The organism is Amaricoccus tamworthensis (assembly GCF_049800875.1).
Lineage (GTDB): Bacteria > Pseudomonadota > Alphaproteobacteria > Rhodobacterales > Rhodobacteraceae > Amaricoccus > Amaricoccus tamworthensis.
Window position 1 is genome coordinate 1 of record NZ_JBNAFV010000030.1, and the last position, 19,359, is coordinate 19,359.

A 19,359-nucleotide genomic window follows, 5' to 3' on the forward strand; every position below is an offset into this window, starting at 1 on the left:
TGATCAGCCCCACCCAAGTGGTCCAGTTTGATTGTTAGTGCATGATTGGCCTCTGGTCCATCGGGACGACGGTTTCCGGCGCCGGCGGGCGGTAGCCCAGAGCACTATGCGGTCGTTTGGTGTTGTAGTGTTTCCTCCATTGTTCGATCAGGATTTGAGCCTCGCGCAGGCTGTAGAAGACCTCACCGTTTAGAAACTCGTCGCGGAACCGGGCGTTGAAGCTTTCGCAGTATCCGTTCTCCCAGGGGCTGCCCGGCTGGATGTAGGCGGTCTTGGCGCCAACGGCTTTAATCCAGTCCTGAACCGCCTGAGCAATGAACTCTGGGCCGTTGTCAGAGCGGATATAGGAAGGCACACCGCGCAGGATGAACAGGTCGCTCAAGGCGTCGATCACATCGCCAGAGTTCAGCTTGCGCTTTACCCTGATTGCCAGACATTCCCGGCTGTGTTCGTCGAGGATGTTCAAAGTGCGGAACACCTTCCCATCGTCGGTTCGATGATGCACGAAGTCATAAGACCAGACGTGATTGCGATGCTCGGGCCGGAGCCGAACGCATGATCCATCATTCAGCCAGAGCCGCCCTTTCGTCGGTTGTTTCATTGGCACTTTCAGCCCCTCACGTCGCCACAGACGCTCCACACGCTTGTCGTTGATTTGCCAGCCTCCATCTCTCAGCAATGCCGCGATCCGGCGGTAACCGTATCGGCCATACTGACGTGCCAGCTCAATCATATCCGCGGCCAGTTTCTCTTCATCGGCTCGGCCCCGAGGCAACTTTCGTTGTGTAGATCGGTGTTGCTTCAGCACACGACAGGCTCGACGTTCAGAAATCCGGAACTGGCTTCGCACGTGATCGATACAAGTCCGGCGACGCGCGGGGCTTAGAAGTAATGGGATGGTCCGCCCTTTCGGGAGAGCGACTGTTCAGGTCATCCTCCCTATAGATCAAAAAAAGAGGAAAGGATCATGTCAGAGTTTGCAGTCGTCGGGATCGATCTCGGCAAGAATGTTTTTCACGTCGTGGCGATGGACGTCCAAGGGCACATCGTAAAGCGCAGGAAGTACACCAGACCACAACTGTTCGCGCTGTTTCGGTCCCTGCCACCGTGTTTGGTCGGAATGGAGGCTTGTGCCAGCGCCCACTATATCGCGCGTACTCTAACAGAGTTGGGCCATGATGCGCGTTTGATGCCGGCCCAATATGTGAAGCCATATCTCAGAACTCAGAAGAACGACTTTCTTGATGCCGAAGCAATCTGCGAGGCGGTCCAAAGACCGACAATGCGGTTCGTTCCGATCAAGACACGAGAACAGCTAGAATTACAGGCTGTTCATCGCGTTCGGGACCGTCTGGTAGGCCGTCGCACTGCTGTCAGCAATCAAATCCGAGGGCTTTTGGTTGAACATGGGATTACCATGCGCCAAGGGCGTGGCGGATTGCGAGGTGTGGTTCAGAACCTTCTTGAAGAAGAGAACACAACCGTGTCGCCAGCCATGCGAACCCTAATCTCGGGTCTCTGGGCAGAATGGCAGTCAACAGATGCTGCCGTTCGGACCCTCACCCAAGAACTCGAGGCTCTTGCCAAGAAAGATCCGGCCTGCCAACGCCTGATGACAGTACCAGGTGTCGGACCGTTGGTCGCGACAGCAACGATTGCGGCCGTCGCAGACGGATCAGCCTTTGGAAGAGGGCGGGACTTTGCAACATGGCTCGGGTTGGTGCCAAGGCAAATGTCGACCGGCGGCAGGACCAGATTGGGCGGCATCACAAAGCGCGGGAATACATATCTCCGCCGAATGTTCATCCATGGCGCCCGGAGCTTCAAAATGAACGGGAACCGTTCGACGCACCGGATTGGAACATGGCTTAATGACCTTGAACAGCGAACCCACAAGAATATCGCCACCGTGGCTTTGGCAAACAAACTGGCGCGAATTGCCTGGTCAGTATTGGCCAATGAAACGGAATACAGATCGCTTCCGGCTTAATCGTAAGCCTGAAGCCCAAGAATGATGTGCGATGTGAGAGGAGATGGCGCTGCAACGATCCGCCACGCATAGATGCTGAAGAGGGAAACTGGCCAGTTCTGGCCGAGCTAGTATCAAGCAATATGCGGCAGCGGATACCCATCAAGGCCCGGAGCTGAGTGCTCCACACAGAGGCCGGATACATTGACGCAACAGTTCAGCGCATCGAAATCTGAGATTGCATATCGCGGGCGGACCATACATTTCCCTTCGCAGCTTCCGCCAAGATCAACTTGTCCAGAGTGAGGTCGGACACAGCCTTTCTCAGCCGTTCGTTCTCCTTCTGAAGGCGTTTTAGTTCCCTAAGTTGGTCGGTTCCCATCCCACCATATTGCTTGCGCCAGCGATAATAGGTCTGTTCGGTTATGCGAACCTCACGGATAGCATCAACCCGCGCCATTCCTTGCCCGACAAGCACCTCAACCTGCCGTAACTTCGTGACAATTTCCTCGGGCTTGTGTCGCTTATTTCCCATCGTGAATCCTCCGTTTTCTAAACATAGCGGCGGACCACTTCAGTGGGGGAGGATCACCCTCACTAAGGGGCAAGCAGCCTACATGGAATACCATCGAACCAATATCTTCCGCAGAGGCTAATGCTATACTTTTAAACTCAACAATTTCGGCAACATCCTTCCATCCTAACACTAAGCCCGTTTTTTTGGGTTCCGAACGAATAGCGCCTTTGGGAGCAACCATCATTTTCTGAAAAAACTCCAAGCTACCGAAGCGTTTTCACTCTCGAAATTTCTCCGGCACCGGAAGGCCGCTTAAATCATTGTTTTAAAACACATTTTATTCAACGGCATTTCGACGGAAAAACACCCGCCCCAGAGCGTGTCACGCAGCACCAACTAGCAACTTGTAAGTAACTGATTTTTAATCCGTTTACTCCGGTTTGCAAATCCGTGTACACTGGTTCGATTCCGGTACTCGCCTCCAATTCATCAGCCCCCAAGTGCCAAGACGCAACTACCTCGTTGCTTAGCTATGTTCGGCGCTAGAGCACCGCTCCCTTCTAACATGAACAGCATTTTGCATAGTGCCGTATGAACCGGACTTGTCAGTTCAGTTGCTCGGTCAGTCTGCTGTGATAGCGAAACGCGGACCGAAGACAGCCCGACTTAGTCACCCACAGCCACTTTCATGCGCGCATAATTGCAAAAACAGCGCTTTGCATATTCCAGTTTGCGAACCGTATCAGCTCTGTAACCAACAGCGACATCGCAATCCTCGCGCGCGGCGCCGGCCATTTGATACGCCGAACCATTTCGACCGGAGCCAGAGAGCCGTGAATAGGTCTGCGTTGCCTCTTGCAGGCGCGTTGCAAGATCTTGCTGAAGAGCGCCACCAACAGACTCAGTGGTCAATCCAACATCGCGCCAACTGCGGCAGGCACCCATGATGTCATCCAGAGAAACCGATACCCTGCGGTTGCGTAGCTCTGGTCCGGCGACACTTACCAACAGTTCATTTTTGCCACGGCTGGCCACAGTGCCAATTCGACTGGCTGGAACACCAGCAGCAATCAACGCATTTCGAACGGCTTCGGCCCGACGCAGGCCAAGGGATTGATTATACCCCGCCCCCCCGACTGCATCCGTATGTCCGATCAGAACTGTTTGCTTGTAGCTGCCGCTGGACTTCAACTGGAGCGCAATAGATTGGACCTGCTCCAGCGCTTCGCCACTTAACACACTAGAATCAAAACTAAAATTCACCTCCCCAAGTGCCTGAGACCAGGTCACTCCGGCCGAGAACAGAAAAATTACTGAGCTCACAACAGCAAGAAATCTCATGGTTTCAAAATCCATCTCAAGTAAGATAACGCTCAGAAAAGCCCACTCATCTTCGTCGTTTTGCCGTCAAATGGCAACTACGCACTCAAGGATAGTCTCCCCTCTTTGTTTCAGTGCTAGCTCTTTGTTTCAAAATCCGATAGTTTGGGCAGAAGATACCAATACTATTTTGAGGTGTATCGTGCGAATTTCATTGTTTTTTCACGGCGTTGTCGCCGGCCTTTCAATTTCGACTGCAGCTATGGCACTCAGCGTGTCTGATGCTATTACCTATGTGCTTGAAAGCAATCCGGACATTCAGGCTGCTGAGTTCAACAAACAGGCGGTTGAGTTCGAATTGGAACGCGCCCGCGCCTTTCGCGCCCCCAAGTTCTCGTTGGATGGTTGGACCGGGACCAGCCGTGACATCGGAGAAACGACCAATGGCACCGGTGGTTATATTCAGGGATACGAGCTTTCGGCCTCGATTTCGCAACGTTTGTTTGACGGGTATTGGACACGATCAGAAATCGAACGGCAGGCATATCGGGTCGATGCAGCCGCGTTGCGTGTTCTTGAAAGATCCGAGTTTCTCGCACTCGAGGCTGTGCGCGTTTTTGCCGACGTAAGACGAATGCGTGCGCAGGTGTCTTTGGCGCGTTCAAACATCGCCTATCACCGCACCGCAGTGTCTCGTCTGCAAAAGGCGTTTGACAATGGGGTCGTCGGCCCCAGCGATTTGCTGCAGGCAGAAGAGCGTCTGCTGGTAGCGCAGGATATTTTGCTCCAGTTCGAACTGGATCAAGCGGATACCGAGGCGATGTTCCTGGAGGTCGTAGGTATTGCCCCCCAGTCCCTGTCGCCTGTTCGATCCATAGCAGCCTCGGTACCTGGTTCACTGGATCTGGCGCTGGCAACGGCGCGGCGGCACAATCCAACCATCAAGTTCTCACAAGCTGATGTTGGCGCTGCCGACGCGATGGCGCGGCGTGCCAAACACAACCTGTTTCCCAGCCTGGATCTGGTATTGGAGGGACGGTACGGTGATGATCTCAACGGCATAGATGGTCGCGTCAATGATGTGTCTCTCGGCATACGGCTTACATACGAGCTACAGGGCGGTGCCCAACGGGCCCAGCGCGAGGAACAAGCACGGCGCGTCCACGAAAGCCGGGCACGGCTGTTGTCACAAACCCGGTTGGTTGAACGTGAAATGCGTCACAGCTGGAACTCTATGGTACAGATCCACCGCCGCGTAGGCCTATTGGAAAACCAGGTCTCAGAACTGCAAGAGCTACGTGACACTTACGAAAAAGAGTTCATTGTTGGCGCCCGTTCGCTTTTGGATGTTCTCAACACCCAGAACGCACTGGTGCGGGCACAGGCCGAACTGATCAATGCCCGTTCTCTAAGCGTTTACGTAGAATATCGCGTGCTGGCAGCGTCAGGTACGTTGTTGTCTTCGCTCGGCATTGAGCCCCCGGAAGATGCAAAACCCTATGCCCGTGACCAAGCCGGAGCGCCACCGGTTAGCTCTGCCGAACCCAATCAGCATTTTGACGCCAAGTCCTTTAGCAATTGGCGACGAAATGTATCAAAAAAAAAATAGGCCAAAGCCGGTATAGGAGACCGCTGCAATTTCCCTGACTGACGACACAGCGCCAGAATTTCGAAGCAAACTTGCGGTTTCGCCAAGCCGTCGGGTGGTACAGGCAGAGTCCTCTAAGGTCGCGGATTGGCAAATCGAAGACCGCCCTCTTGATCCTCTAGCTGCCTCGCTGGCAGAAGCCATGCGGCGCATGGGGCGGGATATTGACGAGAGCACCCTGCGTTCTGGGTTACCGCTGCCAACCGGCGGGAAGATGACCCCCGAATTGGCCATACGCGCGGCAGCAGGGCAAGAGTTCAGGGCCATGCTGACCCGTCAGGGCCGCCTGAAGGATTTGCCTGTTTCAGTCCTGCCTGCGGTTCTGTTCTTGTCAGGCCGCGACGCCTGTGTGCTGATTTCCCACTCTTCTACCGGTGACGTCGAGGTCTTGCGACCATCTCAGGGTCCTCTTCCTGTGACGCTGCCTGCAGATCAAATAGAGGCAGATTACTCGGGCCATGCGCTGGTTCTGCAGGGACCTTCCCAGACGGCACATGTTGGCGATGCCAGCGCCAATGTACCCAGACGCTGGTTCTGGGGTACTGTCTTTCGAAACTGGCCAGACTATATGCAGGTCATTCTTGCCTCGGCTGTTGTGAACGCGCTGGCGCTGGTCGTGCCGATGTTCACAATGAACGTGTATGATCGCGTGTTTCCGAATGCCGCCATCACAACGCTATGGTCGCTGGTCGCCGGCGTTGCAATAGCACTGCTACTGGATGCGGGACTAAAGGGGCTACGGGCTGGCATCGTGGATAAGGTGGGCCGACGTGTTGATCTGGTGGTTTCATCGCTTTTGTTTCAGCAGATCGCTGGGCTAAAGCTGGAAAATCTGGATCGTTCATCCGGCGCGCTCATGAATTCGCTCAAAGATTACGAGCAGGTCCGCGATTTCTTTGGCTCACAGACTGTGGCCTCGATGACCGATCTGGTTTTCAGCGTGCTGTTCGTAGCGGTGATTGCCTATATCGGCGGTCCTCTCGCCCTGCCCCCAGCAGTAGCCCTTTTGGTGACGCTCTGTGTGGGGATTGGAGTTTTGATCCCGCTGCGCCGCGCCAGTAACGATGCACGCCAGACCAGCGGTAACAAGAACGCGGTTGTCGTCGAAGCAGTAACAGATCTTGAAACGCTCAAGGCCGTTGCTGGTCAGGGGCGGATGCAGCACCGCTGGGAAACCCAGGTCGCGGCCAGTGCGACGGCCCAGGAACGCAGCCGTTGGCTTGCGACTTTTGCAACCACGGTGACATCGCTGCTGCAGCAGATGTCGTCGATCGGGATTGTCATTATCGGGGTCTACATGGCCCTGAACGGGCAGCTTACCATGGGGGCCGTGATTGCCTCGGTTATCCTGTCCGGGCGGGCCATGGCCCCGATGGCCGCTTTGTCCGGTCTGTTCCTACGAGGCAGCTATGCCCTGTCGACCCTGCGCAACCTTGACCAGCTGATGGCTCTTGGGTCTGATTCCAGCCGGACGAAACACAGGCTAAACGCCCAGATCCATGACGGCGAGATCAACTTAGACCAAGCCGGGCTTAGATACCCCGGCGCCGAGGTTGACGCGATGGAGGTGTCTGACCTTACGGTGCAGCCAAAAGAATGCATTGGCATTGTTGGCCCGGTTGGTGCGGGCAAAACGAGCTTGGTGCGGCTGCTGGCCGGATTGTATGAACCGACCTCGGGCATGGTGCGTCTGGATGGCATCAACATGAAACAGCTCAGCACGGCCCAATTGCGCAGCGCCGTGCAGCTGGTGCCACAAGAGGCGGTGCTGTTTTCCGGCTCACTGGCCGAAAACATTGCGTTTGGATTGTCCGATGCCCGCGATGTCGAAATCTTGCGAGCCGCCAAATTGGCCGGGGTAGACCAAATCGCGATGGCCCATCCCCAGGGCTATGGCATGCAGATCACAGAACGAGGGCGCAATCTGTCAGGCGGTCAGCGCCAGATGGTCGCCCTGGCGCGTGCCCTGCTGCAAAACCCCAAAGTACTGATACTGGATGAGCCCACCTCATCTATGGATCAGGCCAACGAAGCCAGGTTTGTAAAGCGCTTGTCCTATCTGCTTGCCCATCGGCCGATGACTTTGATTATTTCGACACACCGGAGAAGCCTGCTCAGCCTGACTACAAGATTGCTAGTGCTGGATCAGGGGAAAATCCTGCATGACGGCCCCAGAGATCAAGTTCTTACTGCATTGAAAACTCCCACAGAGGAGAAAGCCACTTGAGCCGACAGGATTGGGAGCTGCGGGATTTTGCCCAAGGCGCAGAGGCAGCCCGTCTTGGCAGCGCGCATCGCGCACTGACCTTTGCGCTGGTTCTGGTGATTACTTTGGCTGGTCTTGGCCTTGCATGGGCTGCCTGGGCAACATTGGAAGAGGTTGCACGCGCACAGGGCCGCGTTGTCCCTTCGGGACGCGCACGCACCGTCGAAAGCTTGGAAGGTGGTGTGGTGCGAGAAATCCATGTGGCCGAGGGTGACGAGGTGGTGCGTGGGGATGTTTTGGTCCGGATCGACGACACCTCGGCCTCGACCAATTTGGGCGAGCTGGTTGCACAGCACGAAGCCTTGTTGGTCCGCACATTGCGGCTTGAAACCGAAGCAGCAGGGATTGAAACACTCGACTTTTCTAGCTCAGCGGTTGCAGAAGACGCACCAATTGCGCTGCGGGAAAAAGCATTGTTCGATAACCGCCTGGCATCGTATATCGGGCAGCGGGCCGTGTTAGAGGCCCAGATAGACCAGGCGCGGCAAGAAGTCTCGAAGCTAGGGGCCGCAATGCTGCGGATCGACGAGAGCCTTGCCCTGTTAAGCGAGGAAATCGACCTCAAGACTGCATCAGGGGTGATCCCGCGCACCCAAATACTGCCGCTAGAGCGCGAACGTTCGGCCAAGCGGCAAGAACGTGACAATCAGGAAAGCCTGCAGGGGCAGGCACGTGCGGCGCTGCGCGAGTCTGAGGCGCGCTTGCGCGAGCTGGAACTCAAACGGCAGGCCGAAATCAGCGCCGAACGAGCCGAGACCCAGAGTAAGCTGGAAGTGATTGAGGAGACGATGAAACGGGCCACAAGTGCTGTGAACCGTGCCAGTCTGCGTGCGCCGGTAAACGGGCTGGTGACACAATTGAACGTCAATACAATTGATGAGGTGGTCAAACCCGGCGAAGAGGTTCTGCGCATTGTCCCGCTTGAAGACAGCTTGCAGGTAGAGGCTCGTGTCCGACCCGAAGACATTGCGTTCATTCGCCCAGGCCTGTCAGCCAAGGTCAAACTGACGTCGTTTGATTTTACAATCTACGGTGCGCTGGAGGGAGAAGTCACCCGTATCGGTGCCGATGCCAAGACCGATGAAGCAACAGGGGAAATCTATTTCCCGATTGTTGTGGAAACCGCAAGCACAGAGCTGCGCCGAGGTGACGAACGTCACGAAATACGCCCCGGCATGGTGGCCACCGTCGATATCCTGACGGGCGAGCGCACCGTTCTTGACTACATTCTTAAGCCACTGCGTAAAGCGCGTGCCGAGGCTCTTCGCGAACGCTGATCAGATGATCGCCGTGGCCTCTCCTGACGCCGCTTCAAAAATCACCTCGACCTGGGATGGAATGCCACCGCCGTCGGACACGCTCGCATATTGCGTACCACTAACCGACAGGTTTCCGAAGCCGTCAAAACTGATATCGGCTTGGGTTATGATACCCAGAGCTGTCAGGTCGATTTGATCGACGCCAAGCCCACCGGTTTCCTGATAGTCGGTGATCTGATCAATGCCTCCGGTTCCCAGAACAAAGATGTCATTTCCCCAGCCTCCGGTCAGGATGTCATTCCCCAAACCGCCATCCAGCACATCGGCGCCCAATCCGCCTTGTAGGGTGTCCTGCCCTTGTCCACCAACAGCCCAGTCCGCGCCGCTGCCAAGGTCGACAGAATATCCTGCACTTGAGGTTGACAGGTCAACAAAATCATTCCCTCCCAGCAGCGAAAAGCCCTCTATCTCGCTGTAGTCGCTGCCTGAAGCGTCATACACCACCGCATCGTTGCCTGCAGTTCCCTTGGCGATGTCCGATCCGCCAGGGGCGCCAGTCACGTCATCCATCAAATCATGGGTGCCGCCAGACGGCCCGATCACTGTGGACCCTGTTGCTTCCATTTGCAGCGTATCAATATCCAGATTTGCCGTGGTGGCCGTAGACAAGCCTCCACTGTCGACCACTTCATAGGACAGAACAGGTGTGCCGACATAGCCATCCGGCACGGTAATCTGCACCGAGTTTGCAGTCACGATGAGCGATACGTCTGGATCCGCTGTTGAAATGTTTTGAATTCCCAAAGGCAGGTCGGTGTCACTGGAGTTGGCCAAGAGTTCTGTAAACGTGACCGTAGACACCGGATCTGCGGTTGAGAATGTGACCGGCCCGGTCACATCTGGCGAACCATCTTCGACAACCGTTACCGAGAAAGCGACCGGCGTTTCTGCGCCGTGATTTGTCTCAGCTGTCACAGTTCCGGTGATATCCCCTGCAAAGCTGCCGGGGACGGTCAAGGTCAGGGCCGCAACAGTCGCCGCAAAACCTGCAGGGTCCATTGCCCCACGGGTTAGCGTCAGGGTTTGACGATCCGTCGACAACACCCCGGAACTGGCGCTGCTCCCTTCGGGTAGTGCGGCATCAAAACTGACCACAACCTGTTCTAGCCATTCATAGTCTTCGGCTGCCGAATGGGTCAGATCCGCATTGATCCCCATATCAATAACCACCGGGTTGCCGTCTTGCGTCCCACCTACCGGTGTTACGCTAACCGCCAGGTCAAGTTCACCATCGATATCAATCGTGAAACTGCCCCCATCGCTGCCGCCTTCGTTTGTAACTGCCGTTACAAAACCAGCAATCGAGGTCCCATTGGTGGCCGCATGAGCTGGGAATGTAATTTGTAAGGCAGCAAACTCGGCCTCGGTGCCGCTAAAGCTGAGTGTGCCGCCACTGGCAAAGACAAAACTGCCCCCATAGAACCCAAAGGTGCCAGCTGGGACACCGGTCAGCGTGTAGGTCACGGTGGCAATTTCGGAGCCGTCGACATCTGTAACGTCCACGGTCACATCATCAGATGGATGATACACCAACAAGGAATCTGCTTCAGTCAAAACCACCGAAGCATCGTTGATTGCAAAATCAAGATCCGGTGACACCGCGATGTCAAAATCCACCAATACGGCATCGGAATCTTCCGTATCGGTAAACAGGGGGGAGCTATCCGTAGTCGTGGCGACAACCGAAAATGAAACATCCCCTGCAAAATCCAGTGGAGGGACAAAAGTCACTGTGCCATCCGGCACAAACGGATTGGTTCCGCTACCACCTGCGTCAGCAACAGCTGGAATCTCAACAACGCCACCTGTCACTGTCAGAGGCACGCCATCCAGCAGGATCTGCCCACCAAGCGGCACCCCCGTAAGCTGAAGTGAAATCACTTCGTGAAAGTCCGGAGTATCCGCTGAAATTGTCAGCGTATATGGCGTTGGCTGATCCTCGACCCCATCTGTTGGAGAAACCGAAGCCGTCACCGTCGGCTCGTCCGCATCCGGGCGAACCTGGATCAGGATGTCCTGTTGACCAGAGGCTTCGTCCGAGTTTGCAATTTCGAGCGTATTCAAGGTAATGGTGATCGGAATTTGAGCAGGAATATCGGCATCGAGCGGGTCTGGCGTGCGCGCGTGCTCATCTTTTAGTTTAAACTCAACCTTGTCCAGGTCTTCGGCACGGATCGAATAGGTGCCGTCACCATTGTTGATCAAAGAGGCACCGCCGGTGGCACGTATTTCCAGATAATCTGGGATAGTTCCTATTGTGGCAGATACGGCTTCGGAGCCGTCCTGATCTGGTGGCATCGCCTGTAGCGCATCCCATAGGGTGAACCACTGATCCTCGATGATAGTTATCACCGGCAGGTTCGGATCAGACACATCAATAAACGGATTGCCGGTTTCGGGATCTACATTCGAAGTATCCGGAATGAATACAGGCTCATCAGCCACCGGGATCACATCTACAGTACGTGTTTCCGTCCGCGACAACGTACTGCCATCAATATCTTCAGCGGTTGCCGTTACCGTGATGCTCATCGGGCCCGAGTAATGCTCGGCTGCCATGATGCTGAGATCCGCCAGTTGTGCAGGTGTCACGGTAAAAGAAGCGTCTCCGGTTACTGGATCCAAGGCGTCTGGGGGCAATTCCACGCCACTTACAAACAGACGCCCTCCTTCTCCCAGGGTAATGCTGACATTGCCAACCAGACGTTCACCGCCATCCGGTCCAGTGACCGAAATATTAGGAAGATATTCGGTATCTTCGTCAAAGGATCTGCTGCCGCCAAACACCATGTCCGGACCATCAACGACAGGGTTGATAACAAAGCTAAAATTGCCATTGGCAGTCGACGTCGTTCCGCAGGTGATATTGTTCAGAACCAGCCGGTAATCCAACCCAGACAGATTGTCATAGGGATCATCCGGCCCAAAAGTTTCATTGGGATCGAACGGGTTTACCGGGCTCGATTCATGCTCGGGCGGCGTATACAAAAGCGCGCCTTCAGATTGCAGGGAACCGGGCGCTGGGTTGCCAATCAACTTGGCCAGGTCAATGGCATATCCCCCCGAAATCGGGTCATAAACCACTGCCCCTGGCACGTCGCTTGTCAGGCTCGCGCCCGGCGGCAAATCTATCAGAATGCCAAGATCCCCCGTGATCCCCAGGGGCAGATTGATCAGGTCAGAAATGTCATCGAACTGTGGGTTACCACCAGGATCAAGTGCCAGATGCAGCTCAATCTGGGTATCCTCATCTCCTGAGCCAACCAATGACAGGCTTGGTGGCAACAGCTCTTCTGGTGGGCAAGGGTCGATGCCCCCACCAGTCTCGGGCAGAACCACGACAGTAAAGTCGTCCTCAGCTGTCGCGAACCCGGGGTTGCTTCTGATTGCGTTCAGGAACTGATCAAGGTCAAGCTCTCCGGTTCCAGGGTCGGTTGCCGCAGCCCGAGCCGCAGCCAATGCAGCGGGATCCGCGTCATTTTCCATGACAATTGCGGTCAATGTCAGATCGTAATAGGTGACTTCATCCACGTTTTCAGGAATGAAGGCCAGCGTATCCAGCTGCCCTTCCATCACCAGATAGGTTTCACCGCTGCTGTCGACCGGAGTACCGCCTTCGAACCCTACTCCACTGGGAATGCCTGAGATCAAATAATATAGGGTTTCCGAGCCATCAAAGGGCGTACCACCGCCGACAAAGATCTCGGACATCTCGCCCGTAATCGGATCGGCGGCCTGAAAAACATCCGCGCCTGGTACACCATTCTCTTGATCCAGAACCGTCTGTGCCACGCCGTTTTGCAGGACATAATTGGTCAGCCGCTGATCCAGAAGAAACGGTTTAGTATCCTCCCCGGCATAACCATATAGGCGGTGATAATTCTCTGTCCCGGAGTTCCCTGCTGGCCCTGCCCCATCTGTGTCTTCGCTACCTGGTCGAAATTCGACATGCACATCACCCGGTGCAATGACAGGATCGCCACTGGTCTGGTCCGGATCGGCCTCTTGCACAGCAATCTGCGGCGTGTCGGCAACGCCTGTCAGTTCCATGGTCACCCTGCCAGTGCTGGACAAGGTTTGGGTGGGGTCCAAAGTTTCCTGGTAGGTTAAAGTGACTTGGAACAGATACCCTGGTCCCGTACCCTCAGGGACAAAGTCCTGGTTGCTATCCTGAGGCGGCAGAACATAAAGATTTGCAGCCTGACTGGGAGAGATCAACAGCGGCAATCCCGGCGCTGCGGTCAATTCATTGGTGTAACTGCCCGGATTGGCCGGGTCTGGTACGGGCACCCCATCAAAGAACCTTGGCAACCGGCCAAAATCATCTGCCTGAATATCGTGTATGGTAAAGAAATCGAGGATAATTTCCGGCGATCCCGGAGAGTTCCCCGAGTTGTCGATGATATTGCCATCCAACACCACATGGACCGCAGTGTCCTCCATGGTTTCGACATGTTCCGATGGGTTGCCACCGTCCACCACTGGCTCCACTCGAAGCGTCACATTCAATGTTGTTGTCGCGGTGCCGCCATCAGCCTCTTGGGTCACGGCCTCTAGCGTAATGGGGTAGTCACCAGCAAAATGCCGGGGGATCCCCCGCAATTCTACGCCGTCCCATTGCCCGGCGTCCAAACTCCAGTCGGCTGCTCCCGCTCCACTTACATCTGTGATAACAGCAGGGATTTTTTCGCCACCGGGATTGGCCGGATCCGGAACAAATACGGTAATGCCCGATGGCAATCCGCGAATGACAACCGAAATGATTTCCTCGGACCCGTCGCTGTCCTGGATGACAGGTGTAAACGGTATCTGCCAGACGCCACCGGCATCATCAATGACCTGCTCATTTCCGGGCGGTATGCTGATAATCACCACGGTGTTATTGACCGGCCCAACATCCACATCAAATGTGATATCCGACTGGTCCACATCCGTTTGCAATGTGTTTGTATCCCGAGCGCTGACTTCGATGTTGAGCTCATCGCCAAAAAACGCGCCTTCTGCCGTAAACGCATCGCTATCCGAGCGATCAAAATCATAGTCTTCATAAAGCGAAGGCTGCAATCCCAGAGCAAAGTCAAAGCCTGTGACATCAGGAAGGAATGTCACGGTCAGATCACCGGTCGCAGGATCGTACACTGCGCTGTCAATCTGATCCCACTGGGCATTTGAAATCGGTGCAGTGCCGGTTGCATCAAACAGACCGGCGCGCAGCAAGGTTACCCCGTCCAGCGCATGATCGATCCATGCGGATGGAATATTTGAAATCACCATCGTTCCGATTTCCTCGGAACCATCTGAATCCGTCGTGGCTCCAGACAGACCAACAAAGAACGTTACCTGCCCTTCCCCTGATCCATCAGCGGTACTTTCAAGGAATTCGATAATATCGCTAACGGTCACAGACTGACCCGTATCAGCCGTGCCAGAGACTTCGGCGGGGAACCCATCGCTGACAAAGTCACCATTCACCGCAAAAACACGCATCGCAATGTCGATATCCACAACCGGTTCAATCTCGTGGTGCAGCTCCAGAGTTGAGGTCTTTACATTGTCAGACCCATCATATTCGTGATCTCCGGCATAGCCACTGGCCGGATCTTCCGGGTTGTTGGCTGGCGTTGTGGTCTCCTGATGCTCGACACTAAGCACAACATCAATTCCACCGCTGAACTTGGCCGGGAATTCCAGTTCCAAATCCCTAACCGCCGCAGAGAAATGCGCGAATGAGACACCCGCTGCCGGTTCTAGAGTGTAGATCACCGTCTCAGCTGTCGACGCTGGATCAATGCCGATCTGGATATAGCCGGAATGCCCCGCGCTGGCAGTGGCAAGCCCCATATCGCTGCGCGCATCAAACCCATCGCTGGCTGTGGCTATTGTCACCGCCAGTTGCACGCTATTGATTGTCTCCGAGCCGTCATTGTCTTTAAGCGCAAACCTGTCGACACCAAGGCCTATGGTGACTGGACCATTCTGGTTCTCTTGGGTTATGGTCTCTTCGCCATGTAGCCGCAATCCATCCACGACCGCATCGACATCCACATCGATATACTGGCTAACACTGTCGTTGTTATCCGAAAGCCCGGCGGCTGTATCAACTCCATTCAAGACAAACTGCAGGTCTTCGCTGTGCAGGATCGTTTCCAGATCCCGGTCGTCATGTTGAAGAAGGGTAAAGCGAAGCCCGGCATCGAAATCCACAGTGCCGGGATTGAATGTGATTGTAACCAGCGTACCCGCCACTGTTGCACTGGCAATTGCAGAGGTATCCCCCTCAAATTGGCTCATATCTATATTGCCCGAGCCATCATCAGTCAGCCAGCCCACAGGAACGTTGTGGATCTCCAGTGTCTGAAGAGATTCAGACCCATCCTGATCAGGAGTAGACCCTCTGATGTTCACCAGGAAACTATGATCCTCCTTGACCACATAGTCGCCAGTGGCAGTGCTACCGACACCACTCTCAGAGGTATCAATCGAAACCTCCAGTTCCGTCTCGGCATCAGGCAGGATATCCACTTCAAACGACTGGCTGACCCCTGCTGGGCCAGATTCATTCGAGACAATTGTCAGGTCGCCATTGATGATCCCGGAAAAATGTTCCGGGAGTTGACTGAACTTGATCGACCGCAGCTCAGTCATATCAGCAAGTGTCATCGAGAAGGTTGACGTATTTTCAACAGTATAGCTGGCCCGGTCAGTTTCAATGATGATCGGGCCATTGCTGGCTGTATTGGTGGGCAGATCCGTGAATGTGACCGTGATACCGGTGACCACCTCTGAAAAGTCCATGTCAGACAGGGCCGCATCCAGGTTCAGCTGATGCGGCGGTTGATCTTCGTTTCCGACATAATCCGGCGCAAAAACATTCACATCCGCCTCGGCCGATACCGTGACCGTGAACCCCGCAGTTTCGATTCCATCGTCTGGCCCGGTATCTGTCTCTCCGGCCAAGATGGCCTCGTCAGTGACAAAGGTCGCTGTACCCGTAATTGCGCTGCCCGGGCTTTCGGTTGAAAAATCGTACGGCAGGCGAATGACCACGTTGTTATATTCGGCCTCACTCAGGGATACAGAAAACAGAGGTCCGGCAGGCACCGTGGAAAAGGTTCCACCACCATCTGTCGAAATCTGGGTACCATCTGGCAGACCCGTTATCGCCACATCCACCTGCACAATGCTTTCGGAACCGTCGGCGTCTGTCGCCGCAGCCTGAATGGCATCCGACAGGGAAAAATCCAGTGGAGCAAAGGTAGTTGTGTCATCATCAGGATCACCAGGACGGTCGTTCTCGGTCAATGTGATGACACCACTGCCAGTCACCGTCAGATCCCCTTCGGAAGTGACAGAGATCGTCAGGGTATCTTGGGCAAACCCACCTTCATCGGTCACTGCCACCACATTGGCAGTGACGGTTTCGGCAGGGTTTTCCGTGGAATAATCCCGTGGCAGGCGCACAACCAGACTGTCGTATTCCGTTGCAGTGACCAATATGGCGCCACTGGCAGGAACCGCAGCAAAGTTGATGCCATCTGCCGCAAACATTGCCCCACTTGGGAGGTTCGAAAAGTTCACCAAGACATGCGTGACACTTTCAGAGCCATCCGCGTCAGTTGCCACCGGGTTCAGGCCGTCAACCGGTTTGAAATCAACCACGTCATCGGTCTCGGACAGGGACAGGGCTCCGCTACCGTCGATCCGAATATCTCCCTCGTGGCGGACCGTCAGCAAAACATCTGCGTCTGTCGTCAAGGGTATCCCCGGCGCACCGATCTCTTCGGTGATCACGGTCATATCAGCAATCAGATCGGTTGCAGGATTGGTCGAGGAGTAGTCGGTCGGAAAGTTGATCTGCACCTCGTTAGGCAAGGCCCCATCGGCTGGCGAATTGTAGATGAATGTGACTGTGCCACCAGGCTGGGTCGTAAAACTCCCCACCGGGTCACCTGTGTTGACATTGGTTGCGGTGGTTCCGGCAGGCAACCCCGGCAGAGTGAAATCCAGCCCCATAAAGATCTCGTTCGGATCGGTGATAGCGACATCAACAAAATCCGACACCAGAACCGACACAACAGCGTCTGTTTCCTGGGCGATGACTTCACCATCAACAACGACATCCGGCGTTGGCGTTATGGCAACTGCCAACAGGTCAGCCACTGCTCCTTCGGGGGTTCGCACCGCAATCAGGACCGGTATGATCCCGGCATAGTCTCCGGGCAGGCTCAATTCGAGCGGGGTCGTTGCCTCGGCTACGGAACCTGTCCAGACTGTACCCGTAAGCGTTCCGGCATTGACCGTTGCACCTGCGGGCAAGTTGACAAACAGCATGTGAACCTGCGCCGCAAACCGAGGGTCACTGGTATCAGCGGTTTCGGAACCGTCTGCGTCATCAATCGTAATCGCAACAGGAATGGTGACTGTCACTCCCCCCGAACTTGCAGGGATGCCGTCATCCTCTTGTCCAACCACCACGGGGATCGGATAAGGGCCCGGATCGCTGGGATCGCCAACGACCAGCGTGATGTCATGTTCATGCTCGATATCGATGGTGCGGGTGGCGGTGGCTTCGCCGTCAATGGCGGTGTCGTCGCCGTTGGCCTGGTCCTCGTCGGTGCGCACTGTCAGGGTCAGGGTAATCGGCAAGGCCGTGGCATCCCCTGCATCCGGGCCATTCCCGTCGTCATCCAGATCAGAGCGGTTGGTGGTCGAGAAATCCGCAGGCAGGTTCAGCATAATCCCGGCATAGGCCGACGCCAGATCCCCCACATCCGTTGCGGACATCGTCAGCGTCAGAGTCGACGCCCCATCCGCCGCTGTCGCCAGATCCGCCACCGCACCTGCGGGAAGACCGGCAATATCCGCCAGTGTAAAACTGCCGTCACCGGGCAATCCCTCGATCACCAGGGTCAGGCTGCCCAAGGCCTCGGATCCATCCAGATCGGTGGCCTCGGGCAGCAACAGCGACGCTGGGACCAACGCGACAACCGCATCGGTCTCATCCGCAACCCTGTCCGGCAGGCTGTCATCAATCGACACATCCCCTTCGGGGATAATGCGCAGCGTCACGTTAGAGGTCGCAACTCCGGACTCGGTACTGGTGGCCGACAGGGTGCCATTGATCACCAGCCCATCCGCACTGGGACTTTCGGTGGAATAGCCCTGTGGAAAGACAAGCACCAGAGACTGATATTCTGCCAAGGTCCCCGTAAATTCCATCGTGCCCGCTGCCGCGTCATAGGTGATTGTCGAGGACGGAGGCCCATTAAAGGTCATCCCCGGTGGCAGGTCCGTCAGAGACAGCTGCACGGTGTCCACCTCTTCGCTGCCGTCAGGGTCACTCAGCACTACTTGCCAACTGTCCGACGGCACAACCGGCACCGCGGCATCGGTTTCGGCAGTCACCAGTTCGACAATATCCAGGCTAAGATCCTCTGATCCAGAGATCTCGACCACCTGATCAACGGTCTGCGACCCTTCAGGCGTGGTCAGCGTAATCGAGAGCGAGACTTCACCGGCGTAATTTTCTGGCAGGCCAAGCGTCAGCATATTAGCCTGGGCCACCGAGCCAGTCCAGCTGGCCCCATTGAGAAGCCCGGTATTTACCGTGGCTCCACCTGGCAACCCGGTAAAACTGATGCTGACTTCGGCTGCAAATCTTGGATCTCCTATGGCTTCGGTCTCGGACCCATCGGCATCATCTACCGACGCCGTGATCCCCAGATCCACGGTCACACCCGATCCGCTGTCGCTGTCTTCGACACCGGTGACCTGCGCAGGAGCTGACAGGCTGATGTCTGCCTCATGCTCGATATCGATGGTGCGGGTGGCGGTGGCTTCGCCGTCAATGGCGGTGTCGTCGCCGTTGGCCTGGTCCTCGTCGGTGCGCACTGTCAGGGTCAGGGTAATCGGCAAGGCCGTGGCATCCCCTGCATCCGGGCCATTCCCGTCGTCATCCAGATCAGAGCGGTTGGTGGTCGAGAAATCCGCAGGCAGGTTCAGCATAATCCCGGCATAGGCCGACGCCAGATCCCCCACATCCGTTGCGGACATCGTCAGCGTCAGAGTCGACGCCCCATCCGCCGCTGTCGCCAGATCCGCCACCGCACCTGCGGGAAGACCGGCAATATCCGCCAGTGTAAAACTGCCGTCACCGGGCAATCCCTCGATCACCAGGGTCAGGCTGCCCAAGGCCTCGGATCCATCCAGATCGGTGGCCTCGGGCAGCAACAGCGACGCTGGGACCAACGCGACAACCGCATCGGTCTCATCCGCAACCCTGTCCGGCAGGCTGTCATCAATCGACACATCCCCTTCGGG

General features: G+C 55.8%; 6 protein-coding genes and 2 pseudogenes. 4 read left to right on the forward strand and 4 right to left on the reverse strand.

From position 1 onward, the window contains the following. Positions 1-34 precede the first annotated feature (34 nt). Positions 35-889 (reverse strand): annotated as a pseudogene (locus tag ACP15P_RS22620) (IS3 family transposase); the annotation flags it as partial. Positions 890-967: 78 nt separating this feature from the next. Between ACP15P_RS22620 and ACP15P_RS22625 the strand changes: the two are divergent. After that, complete coding sequence (locus tag ACP15P_RS22625) at positions 968-1,990, forward strand: IS110 family RNA-guided transposase (protein ID WP_106473601.1); 1,023 nt, start codon at positions 968-970, stop codon at positions 1,988-1,990. Between the two features lie 232 nt (positions 1,991-2,222). Here ACP15P_RS22625 and ACP15P_RS22630 read toward each other — a convergent pair. Both ACP15P_RS22630 and ACP15P_RS22635 read right to left on the reverse strand, forming a co-directional pair. Continuing rightward, positions 2,223-2,504: pseudogene (locus ACP15P_RS22630) on the reverse strand (transposase); the annotation flags it as partial. Between the two features lie 648 nt (positions 2,505-3,152). Continuing rightward, entirely contained in the window at positions 3,153-3,827 is a 675-nt protein-coding gene (locus tag ACP15P_RS22635; RefSeq protein WP_106474175.1) for an OmpA family protein, read from the reverse strand. Between the two features lie 181 nt (positions 3,828-4,008). Between ACP15P_RS22635 and ACP15P_RS22640 the strand changes: the two genes are divergently transcribed. From ACP15P_RS22640 to ACP15P_RS22650, 3 genes are all read left to right on the forward strand, one after another. Next, on the forward strand, positions 4,009-5,415 hold the full coding sequence (locus tag ACP15P_RS22640; RefSeq protein WP_244614870.1) for a TolC family outer membrane protein: 1,407 nt from the start codon (positions 4,009-4,011) through the stop codon (positions 5,413-5,415). Positions 5,416-5,509: 94 nt separating this feature from the next. Further along, complete coding sequence (locus tag ACP15P_RS22645; RefSeq protein ID WP_424930719.1) at positions 5,510-7,681, forward strand: type I secretion system permease/ATPase; 2,172 nt, start codon at positions 5,510-5,512, stop codon at positions 7,679-7,681. Then, the gene (locus ACP15P_RS22650) at positions 7,678-8,997 is read left to right on the forward strand and encodes an HlyD family type I secretion periplasmic adaptor subunit (RefSeq protein ID WP_106473598.1); all 1,320 of its coding nucleotides are present in this window, start codon (positions 7,678-7,680) and stop codon (positions 8,995-8,997) included. The genes ACP15P_RS22645 and ACP15P_RS22650 overlap by 4 nt, the downstream gene beginning before the upstream one ends. Here the strand turns inward: ACP15P_RS22650 and ACP15P_RS22655 are convergent, their stop codons facing one another. Further along, a complete protein-coding gene (locus ACP15P_RS22655) occupies positions 8,998-19,347 on the reverse strand; it encodes a hypothetical protein (protein ID WP_424930720.1) in 10,350 nt (3,449 codons plus the stop codon). Positions 19,348-19,359 lie beyond the last annotated feature (12 nt).